Source organism: Stenotrophomonas maltophilia (assembly GCF_001676385.1).
Classification (GTDB): Bacteria; Pseudomonadota; Gammaproteobacteria; order Xanthomonadales; family Xanthomonadaceae; genus Stenotrophomonas; species Stenotrophomonas maltophilia_J.
This window is the reverse complement of the sequence record NZ_LYVJ01000005.1, coordinates 91077-114089: the sequence shown is the minus strand read 5'-3', so window position 1 is coordinate 114089 and position 23013 is coordinate 91077. Positions and strand designations below refer to the sequence as shown.

The following is a 23013-nucleotide window of genomic DNA, read 5'->3' as shown; positions in this document are numbered from 1 at the left end:
GGTGAAACAATGGATATTGCAATGATCGGCCTCGGCCGCATGGGCGCCAACATGGCCCAGCGCCTGCATCGTGGCGGCCATCGCGTGGTCGGTTACGACCCCGGCCAGGGCGCCCGCGAACGGGCCGTCGAGGCCGGCCTGGAGGTGGTCGACTCGTTGGCCGCCGCCGTCGCCGCGCTGCCGGTGCCGCGCGTGGTGTGGCTGATGGTGCCGGCCGGAGAGAGCGTCGACCAGGCGCTGGGCCAGCTGACCCCGCATCTGGCGGAGGGTGACATCGTCATCGATGGCGGCAACTCCAATTACCAGGATTCCATCCGCCGCGCGAACGCGCTCGCCGCCGCTGACCTGGGCTACGTCGATTGCGGTACCAGCGGTGGCGTGTGGGGATTGCAGGAGGGCTACAGCCTCATGCTCGGTGGCGAAGCTTCTGTGGTCGAGCAGATCGCACCGCTGCTGCGCACGCTGGCGCCGGCCGAGGATCGCGGGTGGGCGCGTGTCGGTCCGTCCGGCGCCGGCCACTTCACCAAGATGGTCCACAACGGTATCGAGTACGGAATGATGCAGGCCTACGCCGAAGGCTTCGCGCTGATGGAACGCAAGGAGGACATGGAGCTGGATCTGGCCCAGGTCGCCGAGGTCTGGCGCCACGGCAGCGTGGTGCGCTCGTGGCTGCTGGATCTGAGCGCGCAGGCGCTCAGGCGCAACCCATCGCTGGATGGCATCGCGCCATACGTTGCGGACTCCGGTGAAGGCCGCTGGACCGTGGCCGAAGCGATCGCACTGGACGTGCCGGCGCCGGTGATCACCCTGTCCCTTTTGGAGCGACTGCGCTCGCGTGAGTCCAATTCGTTCACCGATCGCCTGCTGTCGGCGATGCGCAACGAGTTCGGTGGCCACGCGATCAAGAAGTCGTAAGCACGAAGCGGGGGGGGCGGATCCCTTTCCGGACAGCCGGAGTTTGCTGTCGCTTCGGCTTCGGCGGGTGCAGGGCGCAGCCCTGCCGATCACCCCAATGGCACCCGCCGCCCTTCGCGCGCGCTGTCCATGCCGGCCTGCAGCAACCGCATCAGCTGCAGCGCCTGCACCGGGCTGACCGTCGGTCCGCCGTCGCCGTGCATGGCCGCCGCAAACTGCGCGTACAGTCGCCGGTAGTCACCGGGCAGGTTGTCGACGGTCATGCGTTGCCTGTTGTCCTCGGTATCGCAACGCACCAGTTCGCCATGCCGTGGATCGACCCCCCAACCCGGCGCACCCGGCGCCACGCCGCGGCGCAGCTGCGCTTCCTGCACATCCAGGCCGTGCTTGATCCAACTGGCCCTGCTGCCATGCACGCTGAAGCGCGGCGCTGGCGCGGCGACCAGCGAACCGGCATGCACGATGGCGCGATGCCGCGGATAGTGCAGCACGGCATGGAAATAATCGATGCCGGTGCCGCCTTCGCGCTGGATGGCCAGATCTGCCTCGATCGCCTGCGGCCAGCCGAACAGCACCAGCATCTGGTCCAGCAGATGCGGCCCGAGGTCATACCACAGGCCACTGCCCGGACCGTCCTGTTCGCGCCAACGATCACGCACCTGCGGCCGGTAGCGGTCGAAGTGCGCGTGGCACTCGGCGATGTCCCCGAGCGCCCCGTTGGCCAGCAGCGATTGCAGGGTGAGAAAGTCGGCGTCGAAGCGCCGGTTCTGGAACACGGTGACGATGCGGCCGGCACCACGCGCGGCGGCGAGGACGGCGTCGGCCTCGGCGACATCCAGTGCGAAAGGCTTGTCGACCAGGACGTGCTTGCCGGCCGCCAGTGCCGCGATGGCCAGCGGGGCATGCTGCTCGTTCGGCGTAGCGATCACCACGGCATCGACGGCCGGGTCATCGAAGGCTTCCTCGGGCGTGGCACGCACATGGACGTCGCTGAACGCACGCAGCAGGGTGTCCCGCTGCGAGCTGACGATGCTGTGCAGCGCCAGCCCGGGCGTGTGCTGGATCAACGGCGCATGGAAAACGCGACCGGCGAGGCCATAGCCGATCAGGGCCAGTTGCAGGTCGGGGCGCATGGGCAGGCTCCGTGCGGTGCGGGGAAACAGGGTAAAGGATCATGGCCGATGCCCCAAGCTGAACCGTTGCCGTGCAAGGGGCCCGATTCACGGCGGCGTGACCGCAACGCCACGCCTGCGCTACAGCTGCATGTCCAGACTGTCAGCACATTCCGCAGGAGGTAACCCATGATGAGCACGATGACCCGCACGCTGATCGCTTCGGCCCTGACGCTGGGCCTTGCGTTGTCCTCCTCGGCCGCATCCGCCAATGATCGCGCCGCCAAGAGCCCGCCCAGGACCGACCATTCCGCGATGAATCATGCCGACCAGCATGATTCCAGCGAGCCGGTGACCGACAGCTGGATCACCACCAAGGTGAAGGCCGATCTGCTGACCAGCAGCAACGTGCCGGGCACCGAAATCAAGGTCGAGACCGTCAATGGCGTGGTCAGCCTGAGTGGCACCGTGGCCAGCCAGGCCGAGCATGACAAGGCGGTGACCACGGCCAAGGGCATCAAAGGCGTAACCCGCGTCGATGCGAGCGCGCTGAAGGTCAGCGCCGGCGCCAGGCGCTGAACCCCGGGGCGCCCCGGCCCGGGGCGCCCGGCTCTACAGGTGCAAGCTCCGACCCGTTCAGCCAACCGGGCCGAAAAGCCCAGCGTTGTGACCGCCTGCGCTATATTGCCGGTTCCGCCGCAGCCGGGCCGGTCCCGGCCGACGCCCTGCGGCCGTGCTGAAGAGGAACTATGGCGCTGGTTTTCAGTGACGACATCCGGGATCGCTGGCGTTTGCCCGCCTTGGCGCTCGCTGCGGTCGCGATCATCGTGGTGCCTTGGTTGACCCTGCGCAAGCTGCAGCAGGACAGTGAACAGGCCATGGCCTGGGTTACCCATACGCAGGCCGTGGGCGTAGCGCTGCAGCAGCTCCAGGCCGACGTGCGCGACGTCGAATCGGCCGCATTGACGTTGTCCAAGGGCGTGGACGCGCCCGGGCTGCGCGAGCGCATGGCGCGTGCAAATGACATTCCGGAGCGCCTGGCCGAGCTGGGCCGGATGACCCGGGACAGCCCCGATCAGCTGATCCGCATCGGCCGTATCGAGTCGATGCTGGAAGGCCGCATGGCACTGGCGCGTGAGCTGGCCCGGTCCGAACCGAACAGCGACCAGCGTGGGCTGGTGCAGGACCTGAGTACGCGCTACCCCATCCGTGGCCTGGTCGAGGAGCTGCAGGCCAGAGAGCAGAAGTTGTTGGCGCTGCGGGCAGAACAGGCGGCGCGGCAGCGCAGGCAGACCGAGCTCGTGTCCTGGAGTTCGCTGGCGGTGCAGTTGGCGCTGCTGGGGCTGGTGCTGTGGTTGCTGCACCGGCAGATCGGCCGCCGCCTGCTCGCCGAACGGCAATCGCTGCGCTCGGCCGCGCGTGCCGCATCGGTATTGCAGACAGTGCGCGAGCCGATCGTGCTGCTCGACCGTGACCTGCGCGTGCAGTTGCACAACCCGGCGTTCGCTGAACTGTACGGCCTGCAGGACGAGCGCGCCGACGGCCTGCTGCTGGAGACGGTAGGCGAGGGCGCCTGGCAGGATCCGGTGGTACGCCAGCGCCTGTCCGACGTATTGCTGCGTGGCCGCGAGCTATGGGACTTCGAACATGAGCAGCGCACCGCCGACGGCCTGGTGCGTTACATGCTGCTCAACGCGCGGCGCATGCCGCTGCCCGATACGGATGACGAAGTGGTGCTGCTCACCATCAGCGACGTCACCATGCAGCGCGCGGTGCAGCTGCGCGTTGAAGAACTGAATCGCCAGCTGGAGGGCAAGGTCGCCCAGGTGTCCGAAGTCAACCGCGAACTGGAAGCCTTCAGCTATTCCGTCTCGCACGATCTGCGCGCGCCGCTGCGCCATGTCGCCGGCTTTTCGGACAAGCTGTCGCGGCACCTCGGTGAGGGCGCCGATGACAAGAGCCGCCATTACCTGGAGGTGATCTCCAGTTCGGCGCGGCGCATGGCGGCCCTGATCGATGACCTGCTGGTCTACTCGCGGCTGGGCCGTGCGGCGATGCGCCAGCAGGCCGTGGACATGCAGTCGCTGGTGGCCGAGACGCGCGCCATGCTCGATTCCAACCTGCAGGCTGAGGCTGAAAGTACCGGTCGCGTGCACCAGGTGGAGTGGAGCATCGCACCGTTGCCGATCGTGGTCGCTGACGAGAACATGATCCGCCAGGTCTGGCTGAACCTGCTCGGCAATGCGGTGAAGTACTCGGGCAACCGTGAACCGGCAAGGATCCGCGTGGACTACCAGCAGCAGCCCGATGGTGGCCATCAGTTCACGGTCAGCGACAATGGCGCAGGCTTTGACATGGCGTACGCCGGCAAGTTGTTCGGTGTGTTCCAGCGCCTGCACAAGGCCAGTGATTACCCGGGTACGGGCATTGGCCTGGCCAGCGTGCGCCGCGTGCTGACCCGCCACGGCGGCCGCATCTGGGCCGAAGCCGAACCGGACGTCGGCGCCACCTTCCACTTCTACCTGCCTCCCGCGAACGACACGGATAAAAAAGGTTCTCCAGCATGACGACCCTGCGCACCATTCTCCTGGCCGAGGACAGCCCGGCCGACGCCGAGATGGCCATCGACGCCCTCAAGGATGCACATCTGGCCAATCCCATCGTGCACGTCGAGGATGGCGTGGAGGTGATGGACTACCTGCTGCGGCGGGGTGCCTACGCGAACCGCGAGGAAGGCCTGCCGGCGGTGCTGCTGCTGGATATCAAGATGCCGCGCATGGATGGACTGGAGGTGCTGCGGCAGATCCGGGACCACGAAGAGCTCAAGCGCCTGCCGGTGGTGATCCTGTCGTCCTCGCGCGAGGAGAGCGATCTGGCCCGCAGCTGGGACATGGGCGTGAATGCCTACGTGGTCAAGCCGGTGGACGTGGACCAGTTCTTCGGTGCGGTGAAGACCCTGGGCAAGTTCTGGGCGTTGATCAACCAGGCACCGGAGCTTGAGTGAGCCCATGCCCTTGACCGGTCCTGCCCTGGGGGCGTTGCGCATCCTGCTGGTGGAGGATTCCCCGGAGGATGCCGAGCTGATGTCCGAGCAGATGCTCGATGCCGGCCTGGAAGCGCGCTTCGAGCGCGTCGAGAGCGAAGCCGAACTGCGCCGGGCGCTGGTCGCGTTCCAGCCGGACATCGTGCTGTCCGACCTGAGCATGCCGGGGTTCTCCGGTGACGATGCGCTGCGCATCGTGCGCGAGACCGCACCGGAGGTGCCCTTCATCTTCGTCTCCGGCACCATGGGTGAAGAGAACGCGGTGGCGGCGCTGCAGATGGGCGCCAACGACTACATCATCAAGCACCAGCCCGCACGCCTGCCCTCGGCGGTGGCGCGGGCCATCCGCGATGCGCGCAGCGCGATCGAGCGCGCCCGGGTGGAGACCGAACTGATGCGCGCACAGCGGCTGGAAAGCCTTTCGCTGCTCGCTGCCGGTCTCAGCCATGACCTGCGCAACATCCTGCAACCGCTGTTGATCATGCCGGACCTGCTGAAGGCCCGTACCCAGGACCCGCAGCTGCACCATCTGGCCGATGTCATCGCCGAGTGCGGCCGCCGCGGCCATGAGATGGCCGAATCCATGCTGTCGTTCGTGCGGGGCTCGCGCAAGCCAAGCGAACGCATCGAGATCGACGGACTGTTCGATGCCGTGGCGCTGCTGCTGCGCAGCAACGTGCCCGACAATGTGAGGCTGGAACTGCAGGTGCAGGACGAGGGGTTGGTGGTGGACGCCAACTACACCGAACTGCAGCAGGTGATGCTGAACCTTGCGCTCAACGCGATCCAGGCCATGCCCGACGGCGGCTGCCTCAGCCTGACTGCCGGCCATGCTGGCCAGCGCGACGGCGTGGACTGGATGCGCATCTGCGTGGCCGACGAAGGCATCGGCATGGATGCGGATACGCTGTCGCACCTGTTCAATCCCTTCTTCACCACCAAGGCCGATGGCACCGGCCTGGGCCTGATTTCCTGCAAGCGCATCGTCGAAGGTGCCGGTGGCAGCATCCACGTCAGCAGCCAGCCAGGGCAGGGCACCTGCTTCGAGCTGCGGCTGCCGATGCACGAGGCCATTGATGGCGGTGAGCCGATCGAACAGCTGGTGGCACTGGGCAGTGGCCAGTCGATCCTGGTGGTCGATGGCGAAGCCACGCGCCTGTCGCTGCTTGGCAATGCACTGTCCAGCCAGGGCTACCAGCTGCAGCTGGCATCCGACGGGCCGGCCGCGCTGCGCTGGATGCAGCAGGAGGCGATGCCGGCGCTGGTGATCGCTGATGCCGGGTCCAAGCTGCTGCCCGCCAGCCAGTTGCTGGGCGAGATGGCTGCGCTGGGCTACCGGGGCCCGGCGCTGGTGCTGGAGGACGCCGCCGTGGTGGTGCCCGCCGACGCATTCCCGGCCGGCGTGGAGGTGCATGTGCTGCGCAAGCCGTTGCAGATGCAGCAGGTGTTCCGCGCGGTGGCCGAAGCGCTGGGCTGACGCAGCTGGGGTTCTGTAGAGCCGAGCCCATGCTCGGCTGTCGAGATCAATGCGAACAGCAGCCGAGCATGGGCTCGGCTCTACAGGGAAGATTCCCACGGGAAGCGCGGCAGGGCGTCCACCGCCTGTTCCAGCCGGCGCGACCAGTTCTGGTGGATGTCCGCGTACAGCGGCGAGTCCGCCCCCAGCCGCAGCTGCTGGCCGATGCGCAGTTCGCCCGTGCGCAGCAGCGCAAGGTCGACCGGCAGGCCCACGGACAGGTTGGAACGGATGGTCGAGTCCAGTGACACGATCGCCGTGCGCGCCGCATCCTCCAGCCGGGTGGCCGGCGTGACGATGCGATCGAGGATCGGCTTGCCGTACTTGGATTCACCGATCTGCAGGTAGGGCGTTTCCGGCGAGGCCGCAATCGCATTGCCCAGCGGGTAGACCATGTAGAGGCCGGGTTGCTCACCGGCGATCTGCCCGCCGAAGATCAATGTCGCCTGCGTACTGACCCCGTCATGGCCGTGCTCGCTGTGTTCGGTCTTGACCTGGCTGTCCACCAGCAGCTGCCCGACATAGGCGGCAGCCTCGAACAGGTGCCTCATGTCGCGCAGGTTGGGCGTCCGCCGCTCGTCGGCGTCGCGGCACAGGCGCGATACCAGCAGCTGGGTGGTGGCCAGGTTGCCGGCCGCCATGAGCACGAAGGCCGCCTCGCCCGGATACTCGAACACGTGCAGCTTGCGGTGCACGCGCACATCGTCCAGCGAGGCATTGGTCCGGGTGTCGGCGGCGAAGACCAGGCCCTCGTCCACCTCGATTCCAACGCAATAGGTCATGTGGGTGTCCTATCATGTGCGTCCCGGATTGTAGGTGCGCCGCCGTGATGGCGGCATGCCCGCCTCCCCCACCGTCGTCACCTGACCTGCATGACCATTGCGCTCCTGAGCCTGGGCAGCAACATCCAGCCCCGCCGCTACCTCCACGCCGCGGTGGCGGCCCTGCGCGAGCGCTTTGGCGCGCTGCGGGTGTCGCCGGCCTACCGTACCGCCGCGGTCGGCTTCGACGGCCCGGCGTTCCTCAACAATGCGGTGGCGATCGAGACCGACCTGCCGCTGCAGGAACTGGACGACTGGCTGCATGCGCTGGAAGACGCGCACGGCCGCGACCGCAGTGGACCGCGCTTTTCCGACCGGACCCTGGACATCGACGTGGTGTTCTACGGTGACCTGGTGGTGGAAGGTCCCGGCCACCTGCGCATTCCACGCCCGGAGCTGAAGCATGCCTTCGTGCTGAAGCCGCTGGCCGACATTGCCCCGGACTTCATCGATCCGGTCAGTGGGCTGGACCTGGCCACGCTGTGGCGCGCGCACAAGCAGTTTGGCGACGCGTTCGAGGTCGTGGACCTTGAGTGACGGGGTCAGATCCCTTTTCCCGGCGGGAAAAGGGATCTGACCCCGTTATGGACCCCGGCAACCTTTCAACTGACCGTGCGCCCGCCATCCACGCGCAGGGTGTGGCCGGTGACGAAGCTGGCTTCGGCCACCAGCCAGTACACCGCTTCGGCGACCTCTTCGACGGTGCCGATGCGGGCCAGCGGCGTGCGCGCCAACAGTGCCGCGCGGGCGAAGTCGTCCTTGCCCTGTTCCGGCCACAGGATCGCGCCGGGCGCCACCGCATTCACCCGCACCTTTGGCGCCAGTTCCAGCGCCAGCGAACGGGTGGCCATCTCCAGCGCGGCCTTGGCCATGCTGTAGGCGGCGTGGTCACGCATCGGGTCGGTGCCGTGCAGGTCGGTCAGGTTGACGATGCAGCCCTGCTGGCGGCGCAGGTACGGTGCCGCCGCCTGTGACAGCAGCAGTGGCGCGCGTGCATTGACCGCGTACAGTTCGTCCATCGCCGCGGCGGTGACCTGGCCCAGCGGGGTGGGGAAGAAATTGGACGCGTTGTTGACCAGCGCGTCGAGGCGGCCGAAGTGGCTGACCGCCTGTTCGACCAGATCGGGCAGGGCGTCGGCGTCCCGCAGGTCGGCCTGCAATGCCAGTACGCTGCCCGGGCGGACGTTGTCGAAATCGAACGCGGCCTGCTGTAGCTCGGCGCTGGAGGCATGGGCGTGCAGCACCACCGACCAGCCACAGGCATGGAACTGTCGGGCAATGGCCGCGCCGATCCGCCGGGCGCTGCCGGTGATCAGGGCCACGGGGGCGGTGTCGCTCATCGAGGGTCCTCCAAGGCTCGGCTATCCTGTGCACCATTGTCACCGCATTCGAAGACGCCATGCAGCCCACCTTCCCCCTGCCCGAAGCCGATGCCCTGGCCCACAGCGACCAGCTGGCGGCCGCCCTGCGTGCCGAAATCCTTGCACAGGGCGGGGCGATGCCATTCTCGCGCTTCATGGAGCTGTGCCTGTACGCCCCCGGTTGGGGCTACTACAGCGCCGGTGCCAGCAAGTTCGGCGGTGGCGGTGACTTCACCACCGCGCCCGAGCTTGGCAGCCTGTTCGCCGGTAGCGTGGCCCATGCGCTGGCACCGGTGTTCGCCCAGCTCGGCGCGCAGGCGCGCATGCTGGAGCTTGGCGGTGGCACCGGTGCGTTTGCCGAGGCGGTCCTGCTGCGCCTGGCCGAACTGGACGCGCTGCCCTCGCGATACGCCCTCCTCGAACCCAGCGCCGACCTGCGCGAGCGCCAGCAGCAGCGCCTGCGGCAGAACCTGCCGGCTGAGCTGGCCGCGCGCGTGGACTGGGTCGATCGCCCGTTCGAGGAGGACTGGGAGGGCGTGGTATTCGCCAACGAGGTGATCGACGCGCTGCCGACCCCGCGCTTCCTGATCAAGGACGGCGAGGTCTACGAAGAGACCGTCGAACTGGACGCCGGCGGCAATTTCATTCGCGGCGCACAGCCGGCCGACCTCCTGCTCAACGGTGCGGTGCGCCACATCGAGCGCTACCTGGAGAAGCCCTTTGCCGATGGCTATCGTTCCGAAGTGCTGCCGCAGCTGCCTTACTGGCTGCAGGCGGTGGCCGGTGGCCTGCAGCGTGGTGCGATGCTGTTCATCGATTACGGCTACACCCGGGGCGAGTTCTACCAACCCGATCGCGACGATGGCACCGTGCGCGCGTTCTATCGCCACCACGTACATAACGATGTCCATCGTTGGCCGGGCCTGCAGGACATCACCGCCTCGGTGGATTTCACTGCGATGGCCGAGGCCGGCATGCACGGTGGCTTCGAGTTGGCCGGTTACTGCAGCCAGGCCAGCTTCCTGCTCGGCAACGGCCTGGACCGGGTGCTGCTGCTGGCCGAGGAGCGCACCGATGAGGTCGGCCGCATCCAGCTGCGCGACCAGGTGAAGAAGCTGACCCTGCCGACCGAAATGGGCGAGCGCTTCCAGGCGATCGGACTGCAGCGTGGCGTCGATTTCGAGCCGGCCTTCGAACTGGGTGACCTGAGCTGGCGCCTGTGAGCAAGACGCCGCCATTGATCAAGCCGCTGCGCCGTCCGCGGCTGTGGACCGCGTTGTGGGCACTGGCGGTGCTGCTGGTCATCGTCGTGTGCCTGATCCCGCCGCCGCCGATTCCGCTGCCGGAGAACAGCGACAAGGGCGAGCACTTCCTGGCCTATTTCATTCTGGCAGGTGGCGCCGTGCAGCTGTTCCGCCGCGGCTGTCCGCTGCTGTGGGTGGGCGTGGGCCTGGTGCTGATGGGCATCGGCATCGAGTTCGCCCAGGGTGCGCTCACCCGCAACCGCATGGCTGATCCGATGGATGCGCTCGCCAACACGATCGGCGTGCTGGCCGGCATGGGCATCGCGTTCACACCGCTGCGCGATCTGCTGCTGCGCTGGCGCGGGTAAGGTTTCCTGTAGAGCCGGGCCCATGCCCGGCTTCCTCCCGAAAGGCAGCCGAGCATGGGCTCGGCTCTACAGTAGATCCACGCCATGCGTGGATGGATTGCGCCAGGACAGGCTTGCGGTTACTTCCCCAGCGTGACCTCATCCAGCACCCACATCGCCGGGCGCGTGTCGCCGGTGAAGTTGATGCACAGATCGCCGGTGCCCTGCGTCCCCTTCGGCAGCGCAGCGCGCAGGGTCACGAAGCCATCCGCATCGGGCTTGGCCGGCAACGCGGCCTCAGCCAGTACCTCGCCGTTGCAGTTGCCGCGACGCACCTGCATCTCGCCATGCGTGCGCTTGGCTTTTTCAAAGCGGCGCTTGGGTTCATCGTGAGCAAGCTGGAAATAGTACGGAATGCGGCCGGCACGCACCTCCACGCTGCCGATGCCGTCCAGCTGGGCCTGCGGCCAGCGCCAGCACGGTTGGAAGATATCGACGTTGAACACGGCGCGGTTGCCCTCGCGCGGGCCATCATCCTCCAGCCGCAGCACCAGTCCCTTGTTGCCCACGCAGCTGAGCAGCTCGTCACTGCGGCGGCTGAGCAGCGACTGCGGGGTGAATGCTGCGGTGGTCGGCGTTGCCGCCAGCATCTGGCCCCGGTAGAACGCCGCCGCCTGGACGGTGGCTGGCAGCGTTTCGGTCAGCGGCTGCCGGTACAGCGCCGACTGCGCGGTCACCGGCTTGCCATCGGTGCTGTAGCGCACCTCGTAGCCCAGCGGATTGGCCAGCGACACGGTCACGGTGTTGGCCGCGTGGTCGTCGGTATGGGCCACGCCTACTTCGAACGGGGTCTGCGCGTAGGCCAGGCCCCAGGCGCGGTAGCGCTGCAGCTGCGCCGGCAGGCGCGCGAGGAAATCGCGGAAGTCGCGATGTTCCGGCGTGCTCCAGCCGGTCTCGGCCACTGCGGCCAGGCGCGGGAACAGGTTGTGCTGCAGGCGCGCGTAGGTGCGCGTGTGCTCGGTGAACATGTTGGCCTGCAGGCCGAGGATGTGCTGGCGCTTGTCGGCGGGAAGACCGGCCGGCACCGGCTCGAAGTTGTACAGCTTGCCGAGGGTGACCTGGGTCGGGCGGCCCGGCGGCTCGTTTGGCGAGGCAGTCTGCAGGTAATCCAGGTACAGGTAGCCGACCGGTGACATGATCACGTCATGGCCTGCCCGGGCGGCGGCCAGGCCACCCTCGGTGCCCTGCCAGGACATCACCGTGGCCTGCGGCGGCAGGCCACCTTCAAGGATCTCGTCCCAGCCGATCAGGCGCCGGTCGTGGGCTTCCAGGAACGTCTCCAGGCGCTTGATGATGTGGCTCTGCATGGCCATCTCATCCTTGATGCCGAGCGCACGCATGCGCTGTTGTACCTGCCTGGAGGCCTTCCACTGGTCCTTCACTGCCTCGTCGCCGCCGACGTGCACGTACCTGGCAGGAAACAGTTCGATCACTTCTTCCAGCACGTTCTCGAGGAAGGCGACGGTGCTGTCCTCGACGTTGAACAGGTTCGGGAACACGCCCCATTCGCTCAGCGGCTTCAATGGCGTGTCAACGGTGCCCAGCTCGGGATACGCGGCGATCGCGGCGGTGGCATGGCCGGGCACGTCGATTTCCGGGATCACCTGTATATGCAGCTTCGCGGCATGGGCGATCACCTCGCGGATCTGCTCCTGTGTGTAGAAGCCGCAGTACGGATGTGCCTGGCCCGTGGCCGGATCGATGCCGCCGTCACCGGCCGGCAGGCGGCAGCTGCCCACTTCGGTCAGCTTCGGGTAGCGCTTGATCTGCATGCGCCAGCCCTGGTCGTCGGTCAGGTGCCAGTGGAAGGTATTGAGCTTGTGCGCGGCCATTGCGTCGAGCACGCGCTTGATCTCGTCCAGGCTCTGGAAATGCCGCGCCGAGTCGAGCATGAAGCCGCGCCAGCTGAAGCGGGGTGCGTCCTGGATCTGTACTGCCGGCAGCACGCCCTGGCTGCCGCCGGTCGCGAGCTGGGCCAGGGTCGTGGCGCCGTAGAACAGGCCAGTCTCGTTGCCGGCCTGCACCAGCACACCGTGCGGAGTGCTTTCCAGCGTGTAGCTTTCGCCGCTGTCCCGGAACGTGGGAACGATCTGGAAGCGGATGCCCCCGTCCTTGGCTGCAGTGCTGGCGTTGGCCACTGCCAGGCGCGGGCCGCCGCTGCGGGCAAGCAGGTCGGCGAACTGGGCAGCGACGCGGCGGGCGGCTTCGCCGTCGGCCTGCAGCACGGTGCCGGCGTGAACGGTAATACCGCTGCCCTGGCCGTGCTGCACATCGGCCGGGGCAGGGATCAGCATCAGGCTGCCGGCCCGCAGCTGCGGGCCGGGGGCTTCAGCGCCAGGCGCGGGATCGGCGGCGAGTGCCGGCGCGGCCGGCAGCAGGGCGAGCAGGCTGCCCAGCAGCAGTGCGCTGCGCACCCGGGCACGGGAAGGCTTGACCATCGGAACGACTCCTTGGAACGGTGCGATGAACGCTATACATGAAAAACGCCGGGCCCGGAATGACCCAGGCCCGGCGTGCACGCACGACTCGGCGATGTTGCTGCCGGCGGATCAGTACTTGAAGCGGAAGTTGAGGTAGTACTGGCGGCCGTTTTCATAGAACGCGCTCGGAATCGACGCGCTCTGGTAGTACTTCAGGGTCGGGTTGTTGAGGTTCAGCGCATCGAAGCTCACGCTCATCCAGTCAGTGGCCTTGTAGCTCAGCGACAGCGACAGGGTGCCGAAATCGTCCTGGTAGTACGGGCTGGCGCCCTTCAGGCCGATCAGGAACGAAGAACGGTAGGTGTAGCTGACGCGTGCACCGAAGGTGTCGTTCTCGAAGTAGGCACCCACGTTGTAGGTGTTCTTCGAGGTGCCCAGCAGGTTGTTGCTGCCGTCTTCCCAGGTATGCGAGGTACTGCCGTCGGCGTAGGTGTAGTTGGCGTTGAGGCCGAAGTTCTCGCCCAGCGGCTGCTCGTAGGCGAACTCCATGCCGTAGACCTTGCCGTCGGCGTTGACCGGCACGGCGACCTGGTAGGCCTCCAGCTGGTTGCTCAGCTCGCTGTACAGCATCTGGGTCTGGGTGCCGAAGGCCACGTAGTCCTTCAGGTTCATCGAGTACGCGCCCAGCGACAACAGCCCGCGCGGCATGAAGTACCACTCCACGTTCGCATCGAAGTTGGTCGACAGCACCGGCTTGAGCTTCGGATTGCCACCACCGCCGACCTTGGTCAGGTCCGAGCCCCAGGACGACGCGCCCAGCGCCGAGAAGTCCGGCAGGGTCTGGGTCTGCGAGGCGGCGAAGCGGAACACCAGGTCATCGGCCAGGTCGAACTTCAGGTTCACGCTGGGCAGAATGCGGTCGTGCTTGTTCTCGAAGGACAGTGCCTTCCACTTGCCGAACAGGCTGCTGACGTCGGCATTGGCAGCATCACTGACGGCCTGGTAGGTGTCGATGTCCTGCTTGATGTTGACGTAGCGCAGGCCGACATTGCCGCTCCAGCGATCGCCGCTGAAGTTGGCCTGCACATAGCCGGCGAAGTTCTTCTCGGCCACTTTCCACTCGGCGCCGTAGTTGTGGCGACCGGTCGGGCCGTCATTGCCGGCCAGCCAGGTAGAGTTGTTGAGCACGGCATCCTTCAACGCACCCGGAGTGTAGTACCAGATGTTGCGCGGGAAGTTGCCGCCGATGCCGCCGGCAAAGCCGCCCGGGAAGCTGCCGGTTGGCGCCCCCTTCAGTGCGTCCCAGATCGCGCCCGGAGTGGCGCCTTCCGGCGACAGTGCCTCACGCTTGTGATCGGCATAGCGCACACCGAAGTCGAGCGAGTTCAGCGCGCCGCCATCGCTGAAGTACTGGTTGAAGTCGGCGGTGAACCACTTTTCCTTGTCCTCGGCAGTGACTTCCTGGTTGCCCCAGGTGCCGAAGCTGGTCACGCCGTTCGGGCTGATGTCGCCGCCCACGTTCCAGTCCACCGGCGAACCGTTGCCGTGGGTGGTCCAGTTGGCGCCGCCACCGTCGGCCACGGTCACTTCGGCGATGAACTGGCGGGGGGTGGTGCCGGTGCCCTTGGTATTGCCGGCCTGGAACCTGGCGGTCAGGCTGTCGCTGATCTGCCAGTCGGCATCCAGGGTGACGTAGTTGCTCTTGGCAGTGGCCTCGCGGTAGATCATGTCGTACACCGCGTACGGCGTGCCGGCGACGCCTGCGAAGTTGGCGTTGGTCAGCACGCCATCCTTGACGACATAGCCGGGCAGCGGCGCCTGGCCCGGACGGGTGATCACGCCGGCGTCGTTCTTGTCATCGCCCATGATCTTGCTACCCCACAACATGAAGTTGCGGTTGTAGTTGTTCGCTTCCATCTTCGAACTGAAGCCTTCCAGGCCCAGGGTAAGGTTGTCGGCCGGCTTGAACTGCAGCGAGATCAGGCCGCCCTTGCGCTCGCGGGTCTGTTCGAACAGGGTCGAGCCGAGCAGGGCGGGTGCATAGACGCCGGCCAGGTCCGGATTGGACTGGGCAACGGTGCCGTTCGGGTCGATCTTGAAGAAGCCCGACGGGATTTCCTGCGCTTCACGACGCAGTTCGCGCTTCTGGCTGAAGCCCTGCACCATCACGCCGAAGGTGCCCTCTTCGTTCTTGTAGTTGAACAGGCCCGACAGCTGCGGATCGGTGGACTTGGCCTGGTCCGAACGCACGGCGCCGATCGAGGCTTCGGCAGTGATCGGCTTGGCGAACTCCAGCGGCTTGCGGGTGAGGATGTTGACGGTACCGGTGGTGCCGCCGTCCTGCAGCTTGGCCTGCGAGGACTTGTTCACTTCCACCGAGCGGACCAGTTCCGACGGCAGCAGGGTGTAGCTGACGCTGCGGCCGACGTTGCTGCCCTGGCTGAGCACGAACCAGTCGGCCGAGCCGACGCTGTGGCCGTTGATCAGGGTCTGGGTCAGGCTCGGGCTGGTACCGCGCAGGCTGACCCGGTCGGCTTCATCGAAGCCGCCTTCGTCGGCACTGGAGGAACTGATGTTCACGCCCGGCAGGCGCTGCAGGGTATCGGCGACGTTGTGCGCCGGGAGCTTGCCGACGTCCTCGGCGGTGACCACTTCCACGCGCGCGTTGGCGTCGCGCTTGGTGTCCAGCGACTTTTCCATCGAGCCGCGGATGCCGGTGACCTGCACCGTATCCAGGTCGGTGGCGGTCGGGGCAGCCTGCTGCGCGTGCGCGCCGAAGGCGAGGCAGCTGACGATGGCAGCCGAAAGCAGGGTCTTGCGGGTGTTCATGATGTCTCTCCTCATCACTCGATTGGATGCCGGCGGCGGTGTTCGGTTGCGGTTGCGATGTCATGCGCGGGCTGGTGGCGAAGTCCCGTGCGTTGGCGTGCCACGTACTGCGTGCTGCGATTGCGTTGGAACCGTTGTGGTATCAGGCGGCCGGGTGCTGCTGCAGGTACCAGCTGGCAGCGCCGATCACGCCCAGCTGGCCGTGTTCGACCACCTTCACCGGGATGCGTGCCAGCGCTTCGCCCATCGGTCCCTTCTGCAGGTAGCGCTCGACGAAGGTGCTGGCACGCAGGTATTCGCGGATCTGGGGTAGGATGCCGCCGGCCAGGTAGACGCCCCCATGGGCGCCGTAGAACAGGGCCATGTCGCCGATGGTGCTGCCGAGCAGGCCGCAGAACACGTCCAGTGCCTGGCGCGCATGCGCATCGGAACCGGCCATGGCCGCTGCGGTCACTGCGTCCGGGCTGGCCAGGGTTGGCGCCTGCCCCTGCAGTGCGCACACTGCGCGGTACAGGTTCATCAGGCCCGGACCGGACAGGGCGTGCTCGATCGACACGTGCGCGCGGTCGCGCTGCATGTGCCGGACGATGGCCATTTCCAGTTCGGTGCTGGCTGCCAGGGTCGGCTGTCCTGCTTCGGTCGGGAGCACCACCGGGCCATGCGCGGTGGGAATCCACAGTGCCGCACCGAGGCCGGTACCGGGGCCGACCACCAGGGTGGGACCGCGGGCGGCGGTCTCCGGCCCGCACAGGTGCAGCACGCCACTGGCATCCACCTGCGCGGCGGCATAGGCCACCGCCTCGAAGTCGTTGACGATGTACACCCGCTGCAGGCCGACGTCGGCCTCCACCTGGCGCGCCGAAAGCGGCCACGGCAGGTTGGCGGTGATCACGGTGCCATCCTCGCGGGCATAGCCGGCGCTGGCCACTACGCAGTGCGTGGGGCGCGGGCCTTCACCGAGGAAGTCGGACAGGATCGCGCTGAGGCCGGCATGGTCGGCGTTGCGGTACTTGCGGTATTCCAGCACCCGCACCGGATGGGCGGCATCACCGCTGGCCTGGACCCGGGCCACGCGCACATGGGTGCCACCGACGTCGGCGGCCAGGAACGAAGGCGCCACTCGGGACAGTACATGGGCGGGGGCGGGGTGGCTGGCGGTCACGCGGGCTCCTGCTGCGGGTGGGCCCGACCCCAGGGCCGGGGCCGGCAACTGGGCGGAGTCTGTAACTCTGCTGACAACGATGTCAACGAGTTCGTGACACTTTCGTTGCTGCGGCGCAACGAATGCAGCAGGCGGTAAACGTTTACATGGCGTGAGTGCTGGATTCACTCGCGAACCGTTGCCCCCTGGGGCCCAAGCTCTGCAGCGCGTTCAGCACGACGCGCCGCGACCGGCTTGCGCAGTGCAGCACGACGCTCATGGGCATTCGGATGAAAGTTGACAAACCGCCGTTGTCCATCGAAAGAATGTGACAACGTTGTTCCCAGCCACTCTCCGACGCCGCGCTCTGCGGCCGTCGCCGCAGGAGCCCTCCTGATGTCCGCCGTCCCCGCTGCAAGCGCGCGCCCGAACGTGGCCACCTCCATCGCCATCGTCGGCGTGCTGTTCTTCCTGATCGGCTTCTTCACCTGGCTCAACGGCCCGCTGATCACCTTCGTCAAGCTCGCCTTCGAACTCAGCGAGGTCGGCGCCTTCCTGGTGCTGATGGTGTTCTACCTGTCCTACTTCTTCCTGGCCCTGCCGGCGTCGTGGATCCTGCGCCGCACCGGCATGAAGAAGGGCCTGAGCCTGAGCCTGCTGGTGATGGCCGGCGGTGCCGCGTTGTTCGGTGAATTCGCCACCCAGCGCTGGTACCCCGGCGCGCTCGGTGGCCTGTTCGTGATCGGCAGTGGCCTGGCCCTGCTGCAGACCGCGATCAATCCCTACATCTCCATCCTCGGGCCGATCGAAACCGCAGCGCGGCGCATCGCACTGATGGGCATCTGCAACAAGATTGCCGGCATCCTGGCGCCGGTGCTGATCGGCACGCTGGTGCTGCATGGCATCGGCGACCTGGACAAGCAGGTGCAGGCCGCCGACGCAGTCACCAAGGTCGCGCTGCTCGACGATTTCGCCGCCAAGATCCACGCCCCGTACCTGGCGATGGCCGCGTTGCTGGTGGTGCTGGCGGTCGCCGTGCTGTTCTCGCCTCTGCCGGAGATCAAGTCCTCCGAAGCCAATGCAACGCCAACGGGTACAGCGGGAACGGCCGAGCGCCGCAGCATCTTCCAGTTCCCGCATCTGTGGCTGGGCGTGCTGTGCCTGTTCGTGTACGTAGGCGTGGAAGTCATGGCCGGTGATGCGATCGGTACCTACGGCCACGGTTTCGGCCTGCCGCTGGACCAGACCAAGATGTTCACCTCGCTGACGCTCGGTGCGATGCTGGCCGGTTACGTAGTCGGCCTGCTGGCGATCCCCGGCCTGGTCTCGCAGTCGCGCTACCTGACCATTTCGGCGGTGCTGGGCGTGGTGTTCTGCCTTGGCGCGTGGGCTACCCACGGCTACGTCTCGGTGGCCTTCGTGGCCCTGCTGGGCTTCGCCAACGCGATGATGTGGCCGGCGATCTTCCCGCTGGCGATCCGTGGCCTGGGCCGCTTCACCGAAACCGGCTCGGCGCTGCTGGTGATGGGCATCGCCGGCGGCGCGATCATTCCGCAGCTGTTCGCCGTGCTCAAGCAGCACATCGACTTCCAGCTGGTGTTCGTGCTGCTGATGGTGCCCTGCTACCTGTACATCCTGTTCTATTCGGTGATCGGCCATCGCGCCGGCCTGCCGCAGGAGCGCTGATCGGCGATGATGGACGGCAGCCAACCCCAGGGGAAATCCATGCGCAGAGCGACCATCAGGGACGTCGCCGAGAAGGCGAAGGTCTCGCTGAAGACAGTCTCGCGGGTGATCAACAACGAGCCCTCGGTGATGCAGGCCACCCGCGCACGGGTGCTGCGTGCCATCGCCGAGCTGGACTATGAGCCCGATCCGTCCGCACGCAACCTGCGCAGCGGCACCACCTTCGTGATCGGGCTGGTCTACGACAATCCCAATCCGTACCACATCATCGGTGTGCAGAACGGCGTGCTCGCCGCCTGCCGCGAGACTGGCTTCGGCCTGCAGATCCACCCCTGCGATTCAAGTTCGCCGCTGCTGGCCGATGAGCTGGCCGACTGGGTGCAGCGTTCGCGCCTGGCTGGACTGGTGCTGACCGCGCCGATGTCCGAGCGCCGCGACCTGGTCCAGGCACTGACCGCACGCGGCATCAAGCTGGTGCGCATCATCGCCGCCACCGAGGATCCCGCCGACGGTGCGTGCGTGTTCGTCGACGACCGCGAGGCGGCCTATGAGATCACCGAGCACCTGATCCAGCTGGGCCACCAGCGCATCGGCTTCCTCTGGGGCGGCAGCTCGCACCGTTCCTCGGGCGAACGCTATGCTGGTTACGAAGCCGCGCTGAAGGACTACGGCATGACGGTGGACAAGCACCTGGTGGTACAGGGCGACTACACCTTCGACGATGGCTTCCGCGGTGCGCGCCGCCTGCTGGCGCTGCGCGAGCCCCCCACCGCCATCTTCGGTTCCAACGACGAGATTGCGGCCGGTGTGCTGGCTGCCGCCAAGTCGGCCGGCATGAACGTGCCGTACGACCTGTCCATCGCCGGCTTCGAGGACAGCCCGTTTTCGCGCCAGTCGTGGCCGCCGCTGACCACGGCCAAGCAGGCCACCGAGGACATCGCCCGCCACGCCGCGCGCCTGCTGATCGCGCAGCTGCGCAGCGATGCCTACGACGATGCGCCGGCCCCGCTGCACAACCAGGGCTTCGTGCCGCAACTTGTGGTGCGCGGTTCGACCGCGCCGATGCGCCCGGCCGGCGCACGCTCCCTTCCTTCCGATCCTGCCTGAGCCCGTCATGCCGCTGTCAGACCCCACCGCCACCCTGATGTTCGCTGAAGCCGCTGAAGCGGCCGACGTTGTCGCCCGCCAGTTCTCGCGCAACCACGCAGTCATGGAGACGCTGGCGGCGGGCCTGCGTGCCGCGCCACCGCCGTTCGTGGTCACCTGTGCCCGCGGCAGCTCGGACCACGCCGCCACTTACGGCAAATACCTGCTGGAAACCCAGCTGGGCCTGGTGGTTGCCTCGGCCTCGCCGTCGGTGGGTTCGGTCTATGCCGCACCGCTGCAGCTGCGCGGTGCGCTGTTCATCGTCATCTCGCAGTCGGGCAAGAGCCCGGACCTGCTGCGCAACGCCGAGGCCGCCAAGGCGGCGGGCGCGCGCGTGGTCGCGCTGGTCAACGTCGAGGATTCGCCGCTGGCGCAGCTCGCCGACACCGTCATCCCGCTGCACGCTGGTGCCGAGAAGAGCGTGGCCGCGACCAAGAGCTACCTGGCCTCGCTGGCCGCGCTGCTGCAGCTGGCGGCGTACTGGAAGCAGGACAGCAGCCTGCGCAATGCCCTGGATCTGCTGCCGGATGCGATGCGCCAGGCCTGGCAGTGCGACTGGACGGCGCTGACCGAGGGCCTGGTCGGAGCCACCAACCTGTTCGTGCTCGGACGCGGCCTGGGCCTCGGTGCGGCGCAGGAAGCCGCGCTGAAGTTCAAGGAAACCTGCAGCCTGCATGCCGAGGCTTACAGCTCGGCCGAGGTCAAGCATGGCCCGATGGCGCTGGTCGGTCGAGGCTTCCCGGTGCTGGCCTTCGCCCAACCCGACGAGACCGGTGCGGGGACCCGCGCGGTGGTGGAGGAATTTTCCGCACGGGGCGCGCAGGTGTGGCTGGCCGGTGCCGGTGGCAACCTGCCCGTGGCCGCTGCACCACATCCACTGTGTGCACCGCTGCTCACCGTGCAGAGCTTCTACCGGGCGATCAATGCGCTGGCGCTGCGCCGTGGCTTCAATCCGGATCTGCCGCCGCACCTGAACAAGGTCACGGAGACGGTGTGATGGCGACGGTCCTGCGCAACGCCCGCGTCCTTGCCGGCGACGAGTTCCGCGATGATCTGGCGCTGGTGATCGAGGACGGCCGCATCAGCGCGCTGCTGCCCGATGCCGCGCCGCAGCTCGGCCACGCCGCCGAGCAGGTCGATCTGGGCGGTGGCTGGCTGCTGCCCGGCTTCATCGATGTGCAGGTCAATGGTGGTGGTGGCGCACTGTTCAACAACACGCCGGACGTGGCAGCGCTGCGCACCATCGCGCAGGCGCACCGTCGCTTCGGCACCACCGCGATGCTGCCGACGCTGATCAGCGATGACCTGGCGGTGATGCGCGAAGCCATCGACGCGATGCGCGAGGCCATTGCGCAGGGCGTGCCGGGCGTGATCGGCATCCATCTGGAAGGGCCGTACATCGCGCCGGCACGCAAGGGCACGCACGACGCCAGCAAGTTCCGCGTGCCCGACGAAGACGAGGTCGCTCTGGCCGCGTCGCTGGACAACGGCGTGACGCTGCTGACGCTGGCACCGGAGCGCGTGCCGCTGGAGACGATCCGCGCCCTGGTCGAACGTGGCGTGATCGTCGCCGCCGGCCACACTGCAGGCACCTACGAGGAGATCCGCGCCGGCCTGGATGCCGGTGTGCGCGGCTTTACCCACCTGTACAACGCGATGTCGCCGTTGCAGGGCCGCGAACCCGGCGCGGTGGGCGCTGCGCTGGAAGACCGCGACAGCTGGATCGGCATCATCGTCGACGGCGTGCACGTGCATCCGGCCAGCCTGCGCGTGGCGCTGGCGGCCAAGCCGCGCGGGCGCCTGCTGCTGGTGACCGATGCGATGCCGCCGGTCGGCGCCGACGACCCCAGCTACGTGCTTTACGGCGAGACCATCACCGCCATCGATGGCGTGGTACGCAACGCCGCCGGGTCGCTCGCGGGTTCTGCGCTGGACATGGCCACTGCAGTGCGCAACACCGTGCAGCTGCTTGGCCAGCCGCTGGCCGAAGCCGCGCGCATGGCCTCGACCTATCCGGCACAGTTCCTCAACGTGGACGACCGCCTGGGCCACATCGCCGAGGGTTACCAGGCCGATCTGGTGCTGCTGGATGACGCCCTGCAGGTGCGTGGCACCTGGATTGCCGGACAGTACGAGGCCGCCTGATGAAGGGCTCGCCGCCGCGTCGCCTGGGCTCGATCGACGCCCTGCGCGGCATCACCGTGGCGGCGATGCTGCTGGTCAACAATCCGGGTGACTGGAGTGCGGTGTTCGCACCACTGCGCCATTCGGAATGGCATGGCTGCACGCCCACCGACCTGGTGTTCCCGTTCTTCCTGTTCCTGGTGGGCGTGTCGATGGCCTTCAGCGTGGCGCCGCGCGCGCGGGATGCGGCGGCGCGACCCGCGTTGGCGCGCGGCGTGCTGGAGCGCGCGCTGCGCATCCTGGTGGCCGGTGTGCTGCTGCACCTGCTGATCTGGTGGGCGCTGCATACCCATCACTTCCGCATCTGGGGCGTGCTGCAACGGATTGCGGTCTGCGCGGCGCTGGTGGGCGTGCTGGCGGTGCATGCGCGGCCGCGCGTGCAGGTGGGCGTGCTGGCCGCGCTGCTGGTGGGCTACACCGTGCTGCTGCTGGGCATCGGTGACCTGGCGCCGTGGACCAATCCGGCCAGCCGCCTGGATACCGCGCTGTTCGCTCCGTGGATCTATCAGTGGCATGCCGACGCTGGCCTTGGGCACGACCCGGAAGGATTGCTGAGCACGCTGGGCGCGCTGGCCAGTACCGTGCTCGGCCTGTTGGCCGGTGGCCTGCTGCGCAGCGGGCGTGCCGCGGCGCTGGCGGGGCTGGGTGCGGTGACCGCCGTGCTCGGCTTGTTGCTGGCCGCGGTGCTGCCCTTGAACAAGCAGTTGTGGACGCCCAGCTACGTGCTGTGGACCGGCGGCCTGGCCGCGCTTGCGCTGTGGCTGGGCCACGTGCTGGTCGACCAGAAGGGCTGGCCGGCGCTGGGCCGCCGTTTCGGGGTCAACGCGATTACCGCCTATCTTGGCGCGTCGGTGATGTCGGTGCTGTTGATGGCCACGGGCGCCTGGGGCTGGATCTGGCAGCAGCTTGCCACCGCCATGCCGCGGGCGCTCGAACTCGCGTCGATGCTGCAGGCGCTGGCGTTCGTCGCGCTGTGGTGGGGCGTGGCGTGGTGGCTGGACCGGCGGCAGATCTATCTGAAGATCTGATGCCGCGTCGCTCCCGCTGTGCGCCGATACGGTGCGCTCGACCTGCGAGCCGAAGAAGTGAACGATTTCAGTTACGTCATTACGGCGTGACGCGTGGCGGACTTCACGATCGAAATGTGATTCCTTGCGCGCAACTTCACCTACCGCAACGGTTCACATC

Annotated in this window: 19 protein-coding genes; 13 read left to right on the top strand and 6 right to left on the bottom strand. The window is 67.4% G+C overall.

Features of this window, described 5'->3' with window-relative positions; translation table 11 throughout:
• Positions 1-9 precede the first annotated feature (9 nt).
• Positions 10-915 carry a phosphogluconate dehydrogenase (NAD(+)-dependent, decarboxylating) gene (gene gnd, locus A9K58_RS07835; protein ID WP_065198837.1) on the top strand — a complete coding sequence of 302 codons (906 nt, stop codon included), beginning with the start codon at positions 10-12 and terminating at the stop codon, positions 913-915.
• 89 nt (positions 916-1004) lie between these two features.
• Here gnd and A9K58_RS07830 read toward each other — a convergent pair whose 3' ends face one another.
• Complete coding sequence (locus tag A9K58_RS07830) at positions 1005-2048, bottom strand: oxidoreductase (protein WP_065198836.1); 1044 nt, start codon at positions 2046-2048, stop codon at positions 1005-1007.
• Between the two features lie 171 nt (positions 2049-2219).
• On the opposite strand from A9K58_RS07830, the gene A9K58_RS07825 reads away from it, so the two are divergent.
• The 4 genes from A9K58_RS07825 to A9K58_RS07810 all read left to right on the top strand — a co-directional run bounded on the left by A9K58_RS07825 (position 2220) and on the right by A9K58_RS07810 (position 6547).
• A complete protein-coding gene (locus A9K58_RS07825; protein WP_065199016.1) occupies positions 2220-2606 on the top strand; it encodes a BON domain-containing protein in 387 nt (128 codons plus the stop codon).
• 170 nt (positions 2607-2776) lie between these two features.
• A complete protein-coding gene (locus A9K58_RS07820; RefSeq protein ID WP_065198835.1) occupies positions 2777-4594 on the top strand; it encodes a sensor histidine kinase in 1818 nt (605 codons plus the stop codon).
• The gene (locus tag A9K58_RS07815) at positions 4591-5031 is read left to right on the top strand and encodes a response regulator (protein ID WP_065198834.1); all 441 of its coding nucleotides are present in this window, start codon (positions 4591-4593) and stop codon (positions 5029-5031) included. Before A9K58_RS07820 ends, A9K58_RS07815 begins: the two co-directional genes overlap by 4 nt.
• A gap of 4 nt (positions 5032-5035) precedes the next feature.
• Positions 5036-6547, top strand: a complete 1512-nt coding sequence (locus A9K58_RS07810) for an ATP-binding response regulator (protein WP_065198833.1) — start codon at positions 5036-5038, stop codon at positions 6545-6547.
• Between the two features lie 80 nt (positions 6548-6627).
• Here A9K58_RS07810 and A9K58_RS07805 read toward each other — a convergent pair whose 3' ends face one another.
• A complete protein-coding gene (locus tag A9K58_RS07805; protein ID WP_065198832.1) occupies positions 6628-7368 on the bottom strand; it encodes a proteasome-type protease in 741 nt (246 codons plus the stop codon).
• A 90-nt stretch (positions 7369-7458) separates the two neighbouring features.
• Here A9K58_RS07805 and folK point away from each other — a divergent pair, with 90 nt between their 5' ends.
• Positions 7459-7944 (top strand): 2-amino-4-hydroxy-6-hydroxymethyldihydropteridine diphosphokinase, encoded by a 486-nt coding sequence (gene folK / locus A9K58_RS07800; protein ID WP_065198831.1) that lies wholly within the window; start codon positions 7459-7461, stop codon positions 7942-7944.
• Positions 7945-8009: 65 nt separating this feature from the next.
• Here the strand turns inward: folK and A9K58_RS07795 are convergent, their stop codons facing one another.
• On the bottom strand, positions 8010-8747 hold the full coding sequence (locus A9K58_RS07795) for a pteridine reductase (protein WP_065198830.1): 738 nt from the start codon (positions 8745-8747) through the stop codon (positions 8010-8012).
• Positions 8748-8806: 59 nt separating this feature from the next.
• Between A9K58_RS07795 and A9K58_RS07790 the strand changes: the two genes are divergently transcribed.
• Both A9K58_RS07790 and A9K58_RS07785 read left to right on the top strand, forming a co-directional pair.
• On the top strand, positions 8807-9991 hold the full coding sequence (locus tag A9K58_RS07790) for a class I SAM-dependent methyltransferase (RefSeq protein WP_065198829.1): 1185 nt from the start codon (positions 8807-8809) through the stop codon (positions 9989-9991).
• Positions 9988-10380, top strand: coding sequence for a VanZ family protein (locus A9K58_RS07785; protein ID WP_065198828.1), 393 nt, complete (start codon positions 9988-9990; stop codon positions 10378-10380). The genes A9K58_RS07790 and A9K58_RS07785 overlap by 4 nt, the downstream gene beginning before the upstream one ends.
• Before the next feature lie 119 nt (positions 10381-10499).
• Here A9K58_RS07785 and A9K58_RS07780 read toward each other — a convergent pair whose 3' ends face one another.
• The 3 genes from A9K58_RS07780 to A9K58_RS07770 form a co-directional block, all read right to left on the bottom strand.
• Positions 10500-12857 (bottom strand): beta-N-acetylhexosaminidase, encoded by a 2358-nt coding sequence (locus A9K58_RS07780; RefSeq protein WP_065198827.1) that lies wholly within the window; start codon positions 12855-12857, stop codon positions 10500-10502.
• 111 nt (positions 12858-12968) lie between these two features.
• Positions 12969-15668: a TonB-dependent receptor gene (locus tag A9K58_RS07775; protein ID WP_065198826.1), complete on the bottom strand. Its 2700-nt coding sequence runs from the start codon at positions 15666-15668 to the stop codon at positions 12969-12971.
• 142 nt (positions 15669-15810) lie between these two features.
• A complete protein-coding gene (locus A9K58_RS07770) occupies positions 15811-16830 on the bottom strand; it encodes a glucokinase family protein (protein WP_065198825.1) in 1020 nt (339 codons plus the stop codon).
• A gap of 375 nt (positions 16831-17205) precedes the next feature.
• On the opposite strand from A9K58_RS07770, the gene A9K58_RS07765 reads away from it, so the two are divergent.
• The 5 genes from A9K58_RS07765 to A9K58_RS07745 are packed head-to-tail and all read left to right on the top strand — an operon-like array spanning position 17206 to position 22853.
• The gene (locus tag A9K58_RS07765) at positions 17206-18495 is read left to right on the top strand and encodes a sugar MFS transporter (protein ID WP_065198824.1); all 1290 of its coding nucleotides are present in this window, start codon (positions 17206-17208) and stop codon (positions 18493-18495) included.
• A gap of 39 nt (positions 18496-18534) precedes the next feature.
• Positions 18535-19602 carry a LacI family DNA-binding transcriptional regulator gene (locus A9K58_RS07760; protein ID WP_065198823.1) on the top strand — a complete coding sequence of 356 codons (1068 nt, stop codon included), beginning with the start codon at positions 18535-18537 and terminating at the stop codon, positions 19600-19602.
• Positions 19603-19609: 7 nt separating this feature from the next.
• Positions 19610-20638 (top strand): SIS domain-containing protein, encoded by a 1029-nt coding sequence (locus tag A9K58_RS07755; protein WP_065198822.1) that lies wholly within the window; start codon positions 19610-19612, stop codon positions 20636-20638.
• Entirely contained in the window at positions 20638-21786 is a 1149-nt protein-coding gene (gene nagA, locus A9K58_RS07750; RefSeq protein WP_065198821.1) for an N-acetylglucosamine-6-phosphate deacetylase, read from the top strand. The genes A9K58_RS07755 and nagA overlap by 1 nt, the downstream gene beginning before the upstream one ends.
• A complete protein-coding gene (locus A9K58_RS07745; protein WP_065198820.1) occupies positions 21786-22853 on the top strand; it encodes an acyltransferase family protein in 1068 nt (355 codons plus the stop codon). Before nagA ends, A9K58_RS07745 begins: the two co-directional genes overlap by 1 nt.
• Positions 22854-23013: the final 160 nt, after the last annotated feature.